At 66.6% G+C, this 14,481-nt stretch carries 16 protein-coding genes; 10 read left to right on the top strand and 6 right to left on the bottom strand.

The window, feature by feature from the left end; translation table 11 throughout:
- The first annotated feature begins 308 nt into the window (after positions 1–308).
- The 5 genes from SOM13_RS10315 (at position 309) to SOM13_RS10295 (ending at position 5,909) form a co-directional block, all read left to right on the top strand.
- Positions 309–812, top strand: a complete 504-nt coding sequence (locus tag SOM13_RS10315) for an SgcJ/EcaC family oxidoreductase (protein WP_320479659.1) — start codon at positions 309–311, stop codon at positions 810–812.
- 74 nt (positions 813–886) lie between these two features.
- Positions 887–1,570, top strand: coding sequence for a response regulator transcription factor (locus tag SOM13_RS10310; RefSeq protein WP_320479658.1), 684 nt, complete (start codon positions 887–889; stop codon positions 1,568–1,570).
- Complete coding sequence (locus SOM13_RS10305; protein ID WP_320479657.1) at positions 1,560–2,996, top strand: HAMP domain-containing sensor histidine kinase; 1,437 nt, start codon at positions 1,560–1,562, stop codon at positions 2,994–2,996. Before SOM13_RS10310 ends, SOM13_RS10305 begins: the two co-directional genes overlap by 11 nt.
- 139 nt (positions 2,997–3,135) lie before the next feature.
- On the top strand, positions 3,136–3,306 hold the full coding sequence (locus SOM13_RS10300) for a hypothetical protein (protein ID WP_320479656.1): 171 nt from the start codon (positions 3,136–3,138) through the stop codon (positions 3,304–3,306).
- A gap of 137 nt (positions 3,307–3,443) precedes the next feature.
- On the top strand, positions 3,444–5,909 hold the full coding sequence (locus SOM13_RS10295; protein WP_320479655.1) for a hypothetical protein: 2,466 nt from the start codon (positions 3,444–3,446) through the stop codon (positions 5,907–5,909).
- Between the two features lie 642 nt (positions 5,910–6,551).
- Here the strand turns inward: SOM13_RS10295 and SOM13_RS10290 are convergent.
- Positions 6,552–6,854 carry a putative quinol monooxygenase gene (locus tag SOM13_RS10290; protein ID WP_320479654.1) on the bottom strand — a complete coding sequence of 101 codons (303 nt, stop codon included), beginning with the start codon at positions 6,852–6,854 and terminating at the stop codon, positions 6,552–6,554.
- A 20-nt stretch (positions 6,855–6,874) separates the two neighbouring features.
- A complete protein-coding gene (locus tag SOM13_RS15380; protein ID WP_414655521.1) occupies positions 6,875–7,114 on the bottom strand; it encodes a transcriptional regulator in 240 nt (79 codons plus the stop codon).
- Between SOM13_RS15380 and SOM13_RS15360 the strand changes: the two genes are divergently transcribed.
- Together SOM13_RS15360 and SOM13_RS10280 are read left to right on the top strand one after the other, a co-directional pair.
- Complete coding sequence (locus SOM13_RS15360; RefSeq protein WP_341850029.1) at positions 7,113–7,649, top strand: putative immunity protein; 537 nt, start codon at positions 7,113–7,115, stop codon at positions 7,647–7,649. The genes SOM13_RS15380 and SOM13_RS15360 overlap by 2 nt on opposite strands.
- An 89-nt stretch (positions 7,650–7,738) precedes the next feature.
- Complete coding sequence (locus SOM13_RS10280; RefSeq protein WP_320479652.1) at positions 7,739–8,305, top strand: hypothetical protein; 567 nt, start codon at positions 7,739–7,741, stop codon at positions 8,303–8,305.
- Positions 8,306–8,404: 99 nt separating this feature from the next.
- Here the strand turns inward: SOM13_RS10280 and SOM13_RS10275 are convergent, their stop codons facing one another.
- Both SOM13_RS10275 and SOM13_RS10270 read right to left on the bottom strand, forming a co-directional pair.
- Positions 8,405–8,989, bottom strand: coding sequence for an NAD(P)H-dependent oxidoreductase (locus tag SOM13_RS10275; RefSeq protein ID WP_320479651.1), 585 nt, complete (start codon positions 8,987–8,989; stop codon positions 8,405–8,407).
- Positions 8,990–8,998: 9 nt separating this feature from the next.
- Positions 8,999–9,472 carry a MarR family winged helix-turn-helix transcriptional regulator gene (locus SOM13_RS10270; protein WP_320479650.1) on the bottom strand — a complete coding sequence of 158 codons (474 nt, stop codon included), beginning with the start codon at positions 9,470–9,472 and terminating at the stop codon, positions 8,999–9,001.
- Positions 9,473–9,593: 121 nt separating this feature from the next.
- Here SOM13_RS10270 and SOM13_RS10265 point away from each other — a divergent pair, with 121 nt between their 5' ends.
- On the top strand, positions 9,594–11,420 hold the full coding sequence (locus SOM13_RS10265) for an NAD(P)/FAD-dependent oxidoreductase (protein ID WP_320479649.1): 1,827 nt from the start codon (positions 9,594–9,596) through the stop codon (positions 11,418–11,420).
- Positions 11,421–11,705: 285 nt separating this feature from the next.
- Here SOM13_RS10265 and SOM13_RS10260 read toward each other — a convergent pair whose 3' ends face one another.
- Positions 11,706–12,125 (bottom strand): MerR family transcriptional regulator, encoded by a 420-nt coding sequence (locus tag SOM13_RS10260; protein ID WP_320479648.1) that lies wholly within the window; start codon positions 12,123–12,125, stop codon positions 11,706–11,708.
- A 146-nt stretch (positions 12,126–12,271) separates the two neighbouring features.
- Between SOM13_RS10260 and SOM13_RS10255 the strand changes: the two genes are divergently transcribed.
- Positions 12,272–12,997, top strand: coding sequence for an SDR family oxidoreductase (locus SOM13_RS10255; protein ID WP_320479647.1), 726 nt, complete (start codon positions 12,272–12,274; stop codon positions 12,995–12,997).
- A gap of 113 nt (positions 12,998–13,110) precedes the next feature.
- On the opposite strand, the gene SOM13_RS10250 is transcribed toward SOM13_RS10255, so the two are convergent.
- The gene (locus SOM13_RS10250) at positions 13,111–13,887 is read right to left on the bottom strand and encodes a GH25 family lysozyme (RefSeq protein WP_320479646.1); all 777 of its coding nucleotides are present in this window, start codon (positions 13,885–13,887) and stop codon (positions 13,111–13,113) included.
- A 79-nt stretch (positions 13,888–13,966) separates the two neighbouring features.
- Between SOM13_RS10250 and SOM13_RS10245 the strand changes: the two genes are divergently transcribed.
- Complete coding sequence (locus tag SOM13_RS10245; protein WP_320479645.1) at positions 13,967–14,350, top strand: cupin domain-containing protein; 384 nt, start codon at positions 13,967–13,969, stop codon at positions 14,348–14,350.
- The last annotated feature ends 131 nt before the right edge of the window (positions 14,351–14,481 follow it).

Raw genomic sequence — 14,481 nt, 5'->3', positions numbered from 1 at the left:
AGTCCGACCTTGGTGATCTTCTTACGGGAGAAAGCATTCATGATCAGGTCCTTTTCTGTGATTCCCGGTGGGGATGAAAAGGATTCGCCACCCTCCCGCCAAACGATTGGAACCGATCTGGTTCGTTACCTTTCCGTGATGAAGGGAGGCCCGAGCGGGATGATCGCGGGCGCGGCCCCCGGCCGTCCGACACGATGCTGGCCGGGCGTTGACGTTCTCCTGACGGGCTGCTGACGCGTGTCTCGCGAGGCTGATCCCACAGCAGATCACCGGCCGGACCCCCGGCCCTCACGCGAAGGAATCCGCACATGACCCGCCGTAGCCGCTTCACCGTCCCCGCCGTCGCCCTCTCCGCCGTGGCCCTGCTCGGCATCACGGGCTGCACGGCCGCGACGGCCGACGCCGCCTCCGACGCCCCCTCGCCGGCCGCCGCCCCGAGCGACGCCGAGGTGCAGGCCCTGTTCGACGACTGGAACGCCTCGCTCGCCACGGGCGACCCCGAGCAGGTCGCCGAGCACTACGCCGACGACGCGGTCCTGCTGCCGACCGTCTCGCCCGGCATCCACGACACCGAGGAGGAGCGGCTCGAGTACTTCGAGGGCTTCCTGCTCAACGAGCCGTCGGGTGAGATCACCGAGGGCGTCGTCCGCGACCTGGGCGACGGGTACGTCTCGCACTCCGGTCTCTACACGTTCACGATGGGGGCGACCGGTGACGTCGTGCCCGCGCGGTTCACCTTCGTGTACGCCGAGACCGACGGCGAGTGGAAGATCGTCGAGCACCACTCCTCGAAGGAGCCGGTGAAGCAGTAGGCCATCGTGTCGACCCTCGGCGCACCTCCGGCGTCCGTTCGTTTCCTGTCCAGCCGCGACTGAGACGATCCGGTGTGCACGTTCTCCTCGTCGAAGACGACCCCGCGATCGCCGGGTCCTTGCGCGAAGGCCTCGCGCGCTACGGCTATGAGGTCGACTGGGTGACGACCGGGCGGGAGGCGCTGGCCGCCGACGCTCCCGGCGTGGTCCTCCTCGACCTCGGTCTGCCCGACATGGACGGCCTCGACGTGTGCCGCCGTCTGCGCGCCCGGTCGAAAGTGCCGATCATCGTCGTCACCGCCCGCGGCGACGAGGTCGACACGGTCGCGGGGCTCGAGGTCGGGGCCGACGACTACGTCGCGAAGCCGTTCGGGGTCCGCGAGATCGTCGCGCGGATCCGCGCCGTGACCCGCCGGCACGCGACCGACGCGACGGGCGAGGGAACGGAGCCCGCGCCTCCTCCCGTCCGGCTCGGCACGGTCACGATCGACGTCGCGGCCCGCCGCGTGACCCAGGGCGACGCCGAGATCGCACTCGCCCCGAAGGAGTTCGATCTGCTCGTCGCCCTGGCCCGCCGGGTCGGATCGGTCGTCACCCGGGAGGCGCTGATCGACGAGGTCTGGGACACCCACTGGTTCGGGTCCACCCGCACGCTCGACGTCCACGTGTCGGCGCTGCGGCAGAAGCTCGGCGCGGCGGTCGCGATCACGACCGTGCGCGGGGTGGGGTTCCGGGTGGAGCACGCCGATGCGTCGTAGGCTCATCGCCTCGTATCTGGTGATCGTCGGCCTCGCGCTCGTCACGTTCACGGTGCCGGTCGGCATCCAGCTGAACGACCTGCTGCGCGATGGGCAGCGCGAGGTGGCCCTGAGGGAGGCGCGCACGATCGCGGTCCTCCTCTCGACGGCGACGGAGGCGGACGATGCCACGGCCCGCGGTGCCCGACTCGCACTGGTCCGGCTGCGCGAGGAGGTCGAGGATCAGACCGACGGCCGCGTCGAGCTGATCGGCGTCGACCGGCGACCGGCCCTCGGTCGCGAGGTCGCGGGGGCCGACGACGGTGACTTCGACGCGGCCCTGTCGGGGGAGGAGAGCGTGCGTTCGCTCGACGACTCCGTGCTGGGCGAGCGCGGTCTGCAGGTGACCGTCCCCGCGGTGACCGACGACGGCCGGGTGGACGGCGCCGTGCGGGTGACCGTGCCGTCCGCGCCCGTCGACGCTCAGGTGCAGGGCGTGTGGCTCTTCCGACTCGGGGCCGGGGTGATCGTGCTCGTCCTGTCGGTGATCGCGAGCGCCGTCGTCGCGACGTCGCTGCTGCGGCCGCTCAGGCTGCTCGACGCCATGGCCGATCGCATCTCGCGGGGCGACGTGAGCGCCCGGGTGGATCTCGACGAGATGAGCACCTCCGAGGTGCGGCGTCTGGCGAGCACGTTGAACGACGGCACGCGACGCATCGAGGTGCTGCTCACCGCGCAGCGCGCCTTCACCGCCGATGCGTCGCATCAGCTGCGGACGCCGCTCACCGCCCTGCGTCTGGGTCTCGAGAACCTCCACGACCGACTCGACGACCCGGGCGACAAGGCCGCCGTCGATCGCGCCCTCAGCGAGTCGGGTCGTCTCAGCCGTCTCGTCTCCGATCTGCTCGAGCTGGCGCGGAGTCAGGCGTCGACGGCCACGCCGGTGCGGGTCGACATCCGCGGCGTCCTCGACGAGCGGGCGGACATCTGGTCGTCGGCGGCGGAGGACGTCGGGGTGGCGATCGTCGTCGATCTGCCGGGTGGTGAGTTGCCGGTGCTGGCGACCCCGGGTCATCTCGAGCAGGCGCTCGACAACCTGATCGACAACGCGGTGCGGGCGAGTCCGGCGGGTGCGACGGTGACGCTCCGGGCGGCGCCGACGTCGGACGGGGTCGTCGTCGAGGTGAGCGACCAGGGCGGCGGCATGACGGCGGACGATCGCGCCCGGGCGTTCGACCGCTTCTGGAGCACGGCACCGGGCGGATCGGGTCTCGGGCTCGCGATAGCCCGCGAGCTCGTCGAGCACGACGGCGGGTCGATCGGCCTGGCCGACGCCCGGGGCGGCGGGCTCACCGCCGGGCTCCTCCTCAGGAGCGGCGGTTCGGACCTGCAGGAGGCGCACCCGAGTCCGACCGGGCGCCCGCCGCTCCGGTCGCGTGCGCGGTGAGCGGTGGAGGGCTGCATGCCGGGTATGCGACGGACATTACAAACGAACTGACAAAGACGGTTTTCTCCCTGAGTCTCGGGGAGCGGTCTGCGACCCCACCGACCCCTTCGACCGGCCGCTGTCGAACGTGCCAAGCATAGTGGCCGAGTTCGAGGCCGATCTCATTCGTGCCCGCACGCGTGAAGGCACGACGCTCGCAAAAGCTGCCGGCAAGCACCGCGGTCGCAAGCCCAGGCTCACGATTTTGCAAGAGCAGCACCTGGTGCAGCTGCACCGCACCGGTGAGCACACCACGAGCGAGATCGCCTAGCTCTTCGGCGGTGCCCGCTCGACGGTATACAGAGCAGTCCGTCGGGACCGGGATTAGGGCCGCTCATCCGCAGGCCAATACTTTTGGGCCAGGGGCCTTGACTTTACTTCGAGGGCGCGGTTTTCTTAGAAAAAACTTTGGGGAACGGAATCACATTGGCTCTAGCAGCGAAAGAACTCGCGAAACAGCACGTCGATCCAGCATGGAGACGCAAGTTTGTCGATCTCACTGACCTGATTCAGATATTAGCCGATTGTATTATTCCGAACGAATACACAGTCCCTGACGACCTGAGTAGTACGCTGCCACTTACTACTGCGGGAACACGGATGAAAGACCGACTCATTCGGAAAGAGCACGTGCCGATCAAGGAAGCGCATCTTATGTGTGCTTTGACTTTGGGACATGATGAGCTGTACCTAGACGTCGAAAGTATTGACATCGAAAAATTTGCAAACCTGATTGAGAGCCAGCTTACGGCCAAGAAGATCCGGTTTCCATTTAGCTACGGTCGACAGCTATACGACGCATACGGTCGCTTGTTTGAAGATGAAAAAGATGTTCTCACTATTGACGAAACGATGCAACTCGTGGACGCGGTTCCTCTCGGGGTTTACCAGTACGGTAAGTACGTCCTTGGTCCTTACGGCCTCACCACAAGCAAGGCAGAGCGTCACATACGCTTCAGCCGAGTGGTGCCGGCCTATCACTGCTCCCAGCCGACCTGTAAGGCTGTGCACTCGGTCAGGCTCTCGACGGGCTACGACGCCGCCATCAATGATGAGCGTAAGAAGCTCCACCGCATACTTGACGAATCAAGGATGACTGCCGCCGACTGGTGGGGCCTCGCCCTCGAAGTCGATAACTTTGCAGGCTCTTACTATGCTGATCACCACTCAGCAACCCTTGTCGGTCTACTCGGTGATGCTATCAGTGACGATGAGTTGCGCGCCGTCCTCGTCTACCTGCTCGACAACACAAAGGGTGAGTTTCGCGGAGCAACCGCAAAGTTGCTGGGCGCAGGGCCCGCCGATCAGTTGACCGATTCTCTTACTCGAGAGCAAATGCAGCAATTAACCTTGTTGATAAACGAAACTTGGTTGGCGCGAGCACTCGATAGCTTGGTCCGCCGGGAGGTAATTCACGTGCCTCGAGGTGAGGTCCGCCGGCCTGTGACAAACCTACGAAATCGGTCTGGGGCCTTCCAACTTTCTCCAGAACTTGGGCACTTGGGTGTTAGGTTCGTCAGCGACGATCGAGGTTTCGCCTCCCTGCGTCAGCGGCAACTTCTTGACCGGCTCTACCTTCGCGACAATCAGACGGATACGGAAGAGCTTGACTGGCAACTGCGCGGATTTGAGTCGGACGATTTGGACGAGCGCCTGGAAAACTTTTTCCGCTCCACCGACCCGCGGACAGCGCTCACTCGAATGATTCTTGCCCGCAAGACGAACATGATTGCTGCTTGCGAGTACGTCGGCATCGAGGATGGAAGCGACCTGACCGACGAGCAATTGGTGGAAACCGTCCTCTGGAAATTGGGGTTCGATGTCAGAACCGAGCAGGATTCCCATCGAAGCTTTTGGGACCTTCATCAGCGAATCTCAGCTTTGACTCAAGCGTCTCGTATTTCCGGCATCGGGGAATCGGAGACTTTCCGTGGCGTGGCCAGCTCATTCTTTCAAGAGCTTGAAGGCCTCCTCGCCGACGCCCTTGCCTTTTCAGTCTTTGTGTTGCTGATCGATCACACGCGGCAGGCGTATCCCTTTAGCTACGACGATAGTTTCGATAGGCAGAGAGCCCTGGAGAGGCTCCAAGAAGCTCATGATACGTCCGGAAACACTGTCGAAGAATTTAACTTCATCTCAGACCGGTTGGAGCTATACTCCCTGATTCGCGGCTTCGAGGTGCTTGCTAAAGAGCTCGATAAGATGCAAAAAGAGGGAGACTTGCATGATCGCCCCGCCAATGAAATACCTGACTTTGACGGAAAGACAGCGGTAAAGCAATTCCTCTTTAAATCGCGAGTACCCTTTCTGAATGTTACATCCGCGTCGCAAGATCGCCTTAAGTCAGGGCTGCGATCCATTTCGACGGGCATGCTCAGTCCCGTTGAAGTGCACCAAGTCCGGAACGACTACTCGCACTATCGACGGACGTCCCCGGAGATTGATCGCATGGCGAGAGCGCTAGATGAAATTGGCGTCGCCGTTAAGGAAATTGAGAATTTGGGCATGGCCCGGCTTCTTTGCTTCCCCGCTGCAGTTGAGTCCGATGCGTGGGGGCGGAGCAAGCATCACTTCTCCGGCCCCCGAAGTGTCGAACACCTCTTTGCGAGGCCTTCCAAGTTCGACTGGATGGGGCTCCCAGATCTTCGTACGTCGCAATACATAATTCGGGCCGCTGTCTTTGCTGAGCCCAATGAAGTACTTCGACTGACTCAGCGGTTCGAAAGCGATTTCTCCAGAATGTGGTCAAACTACCCGTCAAGGCGCCAGAACGGGCCTATAGCCGGAGCGTCGAGTGAGGAGTCTGGACCGCACGCGACAAACGTCGGCATGCAGTCAGGACGTACTGGAAGCCCGCGAGATTTGTCCGCTTGACCGACAGTATATCGTATGCTGCTGTGTCTATTGGCGAGGCTAGCTTGACTTAATGAGCATCTCACTCGCTGACCCCCGTTGTGTCCCCTCTGTAGCTGGTCCGCAGTTCAACGATGCGGAAAAGGTCGCCTACATCCGTGGTGTCGTGCTCGCAGACTTTGATCCGGACTCGCCTCCCAACAGTCAGGTATAGGTCATCCCCGTCGTCAGGGTAGAACGACCCAATCCCTAGAGTCGCTTTCCGCGCCTGGGGCTCTCCGCAACCGGGTCGAGCGAGTCGTTAGCAGGCAAGCGATCAGGGTGCTTGATGGGGCTGGATCAGCGGTCATTGGTCGTCGCGATCTGAGACGCTCCGCATGACTGACGGTGGCGCCGAAGGAAGGCAAGTCCCGAAGCGATTCCGGCGGTTGAAGTTCAACCAGCAACGAGTCGTCCTACGATCCTTGTCGTCGTGGGTGGCTTCATGGCCGAACGGGCCGTTGTTGGGTTCAGCAACGGTGGAGGACCTTTGCCAATGTCCGTCGCGACCGGCCTCGTCGTTAGTGGAGTGGCCATGTTCTTGTCAACTGCTGGCAGGCCAAGCGTGGTTTATAGGTTTCGGGGAGCTAGTGCCCGATAGCCGATCGGGGAATGGGGACGAATCTAGTCCCGGAGGGGCGATCCCACGACGGTGAAGCGGTGACCGCCGAAGGTGCCGTCGAGCAGGGGGCGGGCTCTGGCGATCGCGTCCTGCACCTGGGGGAGGGCGAGGGAGGCCCGGTGCGCCTCCGCCGAGTCCCAGCGCTCGACGACGAAGACGGTGTCGGGCTGATCGTCGTCCAACCCGACCTCGTAGGCCCGGCATCCAGCGCCCGTGAGGCTCTCGTTGCGTTCGGTGAGGAGGGCGACGAGTTCATCGCGCTTTCCGGGTGCGGCCCCGAGAGTGCCCACGTTCACGAAGGTCATGTCGCGAGGCTACCGCGGGCTCAGCCGGCGGCGATCTCGCGCAGCGTCGCCAGGTGGGCCGACCACGCCGTGCGGCCCTCGGCCGTGAGCTTGAGGGAGGTCCGTGGTCGCTTGCCGACGAACCCCTTCTTGACGTGCACGAATCCTGCCGCCTCGAGCACGAGTAGAAGGCGGGGACGGGGTCTGACGGAGCCGAGGAGGCCACCTGGAGGACCGCTCCGGCCGATCGTCGGCCGGGCCGTCTGCGAGAGTGCTGGCATGCTCTCTCCTCAGTCGCTGTCCGAAGGTGACCGCCGTCTCGTCGCAGCATGGGCTGCTGACTGCGCTGAGAGAGTCCTGCCTCTCTTCGAGGCCGAGGCTCCGGATGACGACCGACCACGGGACGGGATCGCTCGAGCGCGTGCGTTCTCGCGAGGTGAACTGGATGCAGCGGGAGAGATACGGCGGCGCTTCGTCGCGGGGCGGGCCGCGCAGTCAGCCAGGTCGCCGGCGGGGAAGGCCGCTGCGTGGTCCGCGGGGCAAGCGGCCGGCGTAGCGCACATGGGCGCCCACGCTCTGGGCGCAGCCGCCTATGCAGCGAAAGCGGCCGAGCTGGCATCGCCGAGCGGAGGTGAGACCGAGGTCCAGTGGCAAGTGCAGCACATGAGCCGCTCGGTCCGGACCGCACTCCGCACCCTGCCGCTTCTCGGGGAGGACTCGTCCGGCCCTCTCGGTCCGGGGCTCCTGGCTTCCGGTGTGCTCGGAGAGACGATCCACGCTCTGCAGCGCACCCTCACAGACATCGAGCAGAACTGAGCTACCCCTGTGGTCCTCTTGTGCAGGCCCCGAAGGGGATCGTGCACCGAACCGCCCCGCTGTCGCCAGCTGGCTCTTAGTCTCGAGGCATGAGCTCGTTCACCTGGCCGGGGTCGGCCCAGCAGGAGGCCGCTCCGGTGGCCGTGATCCTTCCCGGCACGGGGTATACCGCTAAAGCGCCGTTGCTCTACTGGTCTGCTGTCCTGCTCTGTCAACGAGGGTGGCGTGTTCAGGCGGTCGAATGGGACATGGATCCACAGGCGGCCGACGAATCACAGGCTCACGTCGAGCGTGAGTTGCAGCAGGCCGGCGATGCAGCGGGTGGCCGTATCGATCTCGTCGTCGCGAAGTCGTTCGGCACCCTCGGCCTGCCGTGGGCAGTGGCACACGCTGTTCCGGGCGTGTGGCTGACGCCGGTCCTGACTGAGGCGGTGATCCTCGACGCGTTGGCTCAGGCCTCGGCGGCCCATCTCGCCGTCGGAGGCAGTCGGGATCCGCTGTGGTCACCTGCGATGCGCCTCCAGACAGATGCAGTCGTCCAGACGATGGAGGGTGCCGATCACAGCTTGCTCCTCGCCGACGACTGGCACGGCTCCCTGGATCTGCACAAGCAGCTCTACGAGGTCATCGCGGAGCATGCGAAGCGCTTCCGCTAGAGGATCGACGGCTCCTGCATCCGGTCGCCCGGTCGCCCGGTAGCCGAATCGTGCATCGGGCGTGCCACGAGGGCACGGTTGGGGCTGAGCCCTTGGCCCCTACCCCTGGACGGCGCGAACGGTCTCTCGGACCGCGTCCTCGACGAGGGCCTGGCGAGCGTTCGCATCGTCCTGTTCCGACTCGTGCACGAAGGCCACGGAACCGCGCCGAGCTCCGACGTAGTCAACGATCCCGTGCTCGATCTGCGTGCGGAGCGCCTGCTCGTAGCCGTGCCGCTCGTACGTGCCGGCGGCGTCGCCCGCGACGGCGACGAGGTGGACGGTGAGCCTGCCGAGATTGCGCCGTGTGCCGCTCTCGTCGATGCTGAAGGCCCATCCGTTGATGAACACGCGATCGATCCAGCCCTTCAACAGCGCCGGCATCGACCACCAGTAGACGGGGAACACCAGGACGAGGTGGTCGGCGGCATCGAGCCGAAGCTGTTCACGGACGACGTCGGCGGGGGTCCCCCCGCCGCCGCGGTAGCAGGCCCGATCGGCGAGACCGAAGCGTGGGTCGAAGCCCTCAGCGGCGAGGTCGGCGACTGCGCCCTCGCCGGGTCGCAGTGCCTCGAGGATCTGCCGGGCGATGCCGGCGGTGAGGGAGGTCTGATCGGGGTGCGCGGTGACGATGAGGGTGTTCACGCGCCCTAGTCAATCGGACGTGGCTGGTCGCCCCTCGGCTCCGAGGTGCCGCGCGATCGCCGACATGCCCCGCTCGAGCCCGGCCAGCTCGTCGTCGGTGAGTGCGGCGAGCACCTCGTCGTCGAACTCGGGTCTTCGCGCTACGAGCCGCTGCACGACGGTGCGGCCTAAGGGCGTCGCCCGTACCTGTCTGACTCGGTGGTCATCGGGGTCGTCGGTCCGGACGGCGACCCCCTGCCCGACCAGTCGGTCGATCACGCCCGACATCGTGGCCAGCGACACGTCGAAGCTCTGAGCCAGCCGACTCGCGGTCGTACCGCCTTCAGCTGTGACGAGCACCGTCAGGACCTTGAGCTGCCGCGCGGTGAGTTCCAGTGAGAGCAAGGGGATGACCGACGAGGGCAGGACCGCGGACTCCATGCTCGTGGTGGCCCCGCGGAGCCGCTCGAGGATCGCGCTCCGCCCATCGCCCTCCTGCATCATCAGGCCACAGTAGGGCGTCTCGCAGTCGGTGCCCAGCCGAAGTGCTTAGTGCGAAGCTAACCTTTGTCCATGCCAGACGACGACGTGCCGGCCCACCCCCTCGACGAGAACAGGGACGACCATGACCACGAACCAGCCCGACACGCACACCATCGGAACGGACGAGATCGATCTCGGGGCGCTGCGCGACAGGTACGCGGCCGAGCGTGAGCGGCGGATCCGCCCCGAAGGATCGGGTCAGTACCGCAGAGCCGCCGGCGAGTTCGGCTACTACGCCAAAGACCCCTACACCCCCCTGGTCGAGCGTCAGCCGCTCACCGACCGGGTGGAGGTCCTGGTGATCGGCGGAGGGTTCGGGGGCCTCGTCACGGGGGCGCGCCTCCGGCAGGCCGGTGTCGAGTCGATCCGGATGATGGATGAGGCGGGCGACTTCGGCGGCACGTGGTACTGGAACCGCTACCCGGGTGTGCGCTGCGACATCGAGTCGTACGTCTACATGCCCTTGCTCGAGGAGGTCGGGACGATACCCGGGTGGCGGTACGCCCCCGGGGATGAGATCCGGGAGCACGCCGTGGCGATCGCCGAACGATTCGATCTCTACCGCGACACGGCCTTCCAGACCCGGGTCACCGGACTGACCTGGAACGAGGACGCGGCGGAGTGGGTCGTCGAGACCGACCGCGGGGACCGGATGCGCGCCCGATTCGTCGTGACGTCCTCGGGCACTCTGACGACGCCGAAGCTCCCGGGCATCCCGGGCATCGAGACGTTCCGGGGTCACACCTTCCACACCAGTCGCTGGGACTACGCCTACACCGGCGGCGACGCCGCAGGGGGCCTGGAGGGACTCGCGGACAAGCGGGTCGCCGTGGTGGGCACGGGCGCCACCGGTCTGCAGGTCATCCCTCACCTGGGCCGGGACGCCGGGAGCCTCGTCGTGTTCCAGCGCACGCCCTCGACGGTCGACGTCCGCGACAACCGACCCACGGATCCCGAGTGGGCTGCTTCGCTCCGCCCGGGGTGGCAGCGAGAGCGGCAGGACAACTTCCTCGCCGTGATCTCCGGTGAGGCTCATGACGTCGATCTCGTCGGGGACGGCTGGACCAGCGTCCCGCAGCTCCAGCGCGCCATGATCACCGGGCGCGTCGATCCCGACCTGAGCCCGGAGGAGCGCGAGCTCGCCGACGAGATGCTCGACGCCCGCAAGATGACGGCCATCCGCGCTCGGGTCGACGAGCTCGTCGATGATCCGGCCACGGCGCAGGCGCTCAAGCCCTGGTACCGCTACATGTGCAAGCGCCCCGGGTTCAGCGACGAGTACCTGCAGACGTTCAACCGCCCGAACGTGACGCTGGTCGACACCGCCGATCACGGGGGCATCACGCGCATGACCGAGACCGGGGTCATCGTCGGCGACACGGAGTACGAGGTCGACTGCGTCGTCTTCGCCACGGGGTTCGAAGTCGGCGTCTCCGGCGTTCTGAGCGGGACGCTGCCGGTCGCCGGTCGCGGAGGAGCGACCCTGCTCGAGGCGTGGGGGCGGGGCCCGGAGACGCTTCACGGCTTCTACACGCACGGTTTCCCGAACCTGTTCCACCTCGGCTCCCTGCAGAACGCGAACTCGGTCAACTTCGTGCACATCCTCCAGGACCAGGCCGAGCACATCGCCGCCGTCATCGGTGCGGCGCGCGCCGCCGGCGCCCGCATGGTCGAGCCCACGAAGGAGGCGCAGGCCGAATGGGGCCGCATCGTCCGGACGACCGCGATCGACAACGCGACGTTCCAAGCCGAGTGCACCCCGGGTTACTACAACGCCGAGGGCAGAGGCAGACCCAACACCTCCTCGTACGGCCCCGGCCCGGTCGCGTTCCACGACGTGCTGCAGGAATGGCGTCGGACATCCTTGGACGACGTTCTCGTGGGGGTCGCCGGCCAGGCGACGACGTGAGCTGGCCCCGGGGCATCACCGCGGGCACTGCCGTGACGCTGATCACGCTCCCGACCGGCTGCACCAGGACGAAGGCCTGGTCTCCGCGACCGACTTCACCGTCCGCCCTGGGATGACCCAGGGGTTCATGACCGGCGGCGGCGAGCTGCATGTCGGACGGGCTCATCCGCAGCCAGGGACGAGTCGTCCGGGGAAGGGTCGGCCCTGGATGGAGGTGGTGGGATCGCCGCCGCTGCTCTCCGGCTCGCGTGCTCCCAGCACGCTCGCCCTCGACCCCGCGATGGCTCAGGCCGCGACGGCCTTCGCATTCGCTCCCTCGTGCGCCGGTCCACCCTCGCGCAGCGCCGGGCAGTGCTCGGGCGTCGGGTTCAGGCAGATGTCGATGACGCGGGACAGCTCCTCGCGGGCCCGTTCGAGCTCGGCGATACCCGCGGTGATGCGGTCGCGCTCGGAGTGGAGCAGGGCCATCGCCTCGGGGGCGGCGACACCGGTGTCGACGCTCGGCAGCAGCTGCATGATCGTGCGGCTCGGCAGCCCCGCCGTGTACAGGCGCTGGATGAGCTGCACGCGCTCGATCGCGGACTCGGGGTAGATGCGCTGGCCGCTCGTGGTGCGCTCCGCTGGCAGCAGCCCCTGCTCCTCGTAGTAGCGGAGCGCTCGCGTGCTCACGCCGGCCTTCGTCGCCACATCGCCGATGCGCAGCATGCGTCTTCCTCCCGGCCGTTCGGCCCGTCGATCACGTCGTCGGCGCCGATCTGACGGGCGGACTTGCCCTTCACGTCAACGTCAACTCCTAGCGTAGGCCGTGCCGCACCGCGCATCCGCTTCGGGCGGCAGAAGGAAGAGCACGCATGGACATCCAGGATCAGGTCGCCCTCGTCACCGGCGCCAACCGCGGCATCGGCCGCACCTTCGTCGAGGAGCTCCTCGCGCGGGGCGCCCGCAAGGTCTACGCGACCGCGCGCCGACCCGAGACCATCGACATCCCCGGGGCCGAGGTGGTGCGCCTCGACCTCACCGACCCCGCATCCGTGACCGCCGCCGCCGAGGCCGCACAGGACGTCACGCTCGTTGTGAACAACGCCGGCATCTCGACCGGAGCCGGTCTCCTCACGGGCGACATGACGGAGATCCGCCGCGAGATGGACACCCACTACTTCGGCACGCTCGGCGTGATCCGCGCCTTCGCGCCGGTCCTCGCCGCGAACGGCGGCGGCGGGATCGTCAACATCCTGTCGGCGTTATCGTGGTTCGCAGCGCCCGGCTCGGGCGGCTATGCAGCGGCCAAGGCGGCCGAGTGGAACATGACGAACGCGCTCCGGCAGGAGCTCGCCGGCCAGGGCACCCTCGTGCAGGGCGTGCACCTCGGCGCGGCCGACACCGACATCATGGCCGGCTACGACGGCCCGAAGATCGACCCGCGGGACGTGGCACGCGCCGCGCTCGACGGCGTGGCCGCCGGCGAGATCGAGGTCGTCGTCGACGACTGGAGCCGCATGGTGAAGGACTCGCTGAGCGCGGACCCGAAGGCGTTCTACGAGCAGATGCAGGCGATCCTCGGCCCGCCGTCCGACTGAACGTCGGCCGGTCGGCCGGCTCGCTGGCAAGAAGGACGGGAGGAGCGGCAAGGCCCACCGAGGCCGCTCCCGCGTCTCCGACGTCTCCTTCTCCGGCGACGCACGGCGGGGTGTCAGGGCAGCAGCAGCGACTCCAGTTCCCTTCGGTCGCCTCGGAAGGCGTTCATGTCGACGAACTCCTCATCACCGTCGTATCCGTCGAGTCGCTCGCGCGCGGACCACTGCCAGAAGGTCCAGTCGCGGTCGTCGGCGAGATGCGGCGAGGTGGCGACGGAGCGGAACCAGATGCGGTTGTCGGGGTAGTTCCCGACGAGGTACCGCTCGTACCAGTCGCGGGTCGCGTAGAGCACAGCCGGTCGGCCGTAGTGCCGTTCGATGGCGAGCAGGAGCGGGTCGAGCACCTCCCGGACCGCGTCTGCCGGGGGAGGGGTGTCGCAGTACTCCGCGTAGCACTCGACGTCGACCACGACGGGCAGATCACCCCCGTTCCGGGAGACGGTGGCGATGACGTTGGCTGCTTGATCCGTTCCCGGGCTGTCGACGCTGAGGAAGTGGTACGCGCCGACGAGCAGGTCGGTGTCGTGTGCGTCGGCCCAGTTGTCGTCGAATCGGGGGTCCTGGTAGCTCGAGCCTTCCGTGGCTTTGATCCACGCGAAGTCGATGTCCTCTTCCGCCAGGACGTCCCAGTCGATCGTGCCCTGGTAGGCGGACACATCGACGCCCTGCACCGGGTACCGGAGGGCCGCCGTGCGGGTGGGCCAGAGCGTTCCCGTCAGGAGGAGCGCGGCGACGACGAGCAAGGCGAGGGCGACCCCGGCGACCCCGGCGGCCGCGAGCAGGACGCAGCGCCGCCGACGCGGTCGAGGAAGCGGGCGTGCTCTGGCTACCATCCAGGTCCTCCAATGCGGAGCCTCATTCGTTGTCGGATGCGACCTGCCGGTCATGCCACCCAGGAACCACGATGGTCTCATGACCTATCTGCACGGGATCGACGTCGCTGCTGAGCTTCGTGAGGTTCGGGATCATTGGACGCCGCGGGTCGTCGGGCAGGTGAACGACCAGTACGTGAAGGTCGCCAAGCTGCTCGGTGAGCTGGTCTGGCACGCCCACGATGCCGAGGACGAGATGTTCCTCGTCGTCTCGGGCCGCCTCCGGATCCAACTGCCTGACGACGAGGAGGTCGTACTCGGCCCGGGGCAGTTCCACGTCGTCCCGCGAGGGGTGCAGCACAACCCGATCGCGGACGAAGAGGTCGAGATCGTCTTGATCGAGACGATCACGACGGCCCACACCGGCGACGTCGTCGTCGAGGGCACCGTTCCGGTCGAGAGGCAGATCGGCGACTTCCGCTGACCTGGACAGCAGGGCCGACGGTTCGTCCGGTGGACGATCGCGGAAAGGGCGGGCGTGAGCGCTGGGATCCGGCTGCGACGACAGCGTTCCGGCTCGGCTGCTGGTCCCCGGAGGCAGTCCGCCGACCCTCG

Origin of the sequence: Frigoribacterium sp. CFBP9030, from assembly GCF_034045195.1 — a bacterium.
GTDB lineage: Bacteria > Actinomycetota > Actinomycetes > Actinomycetales > Microbacteriaceae > Frigoribacterium.
Note: the sequence above shows the minus strand (reverse complement) of the source record. Positions and strands in the feature narration are given on the sequence as shown.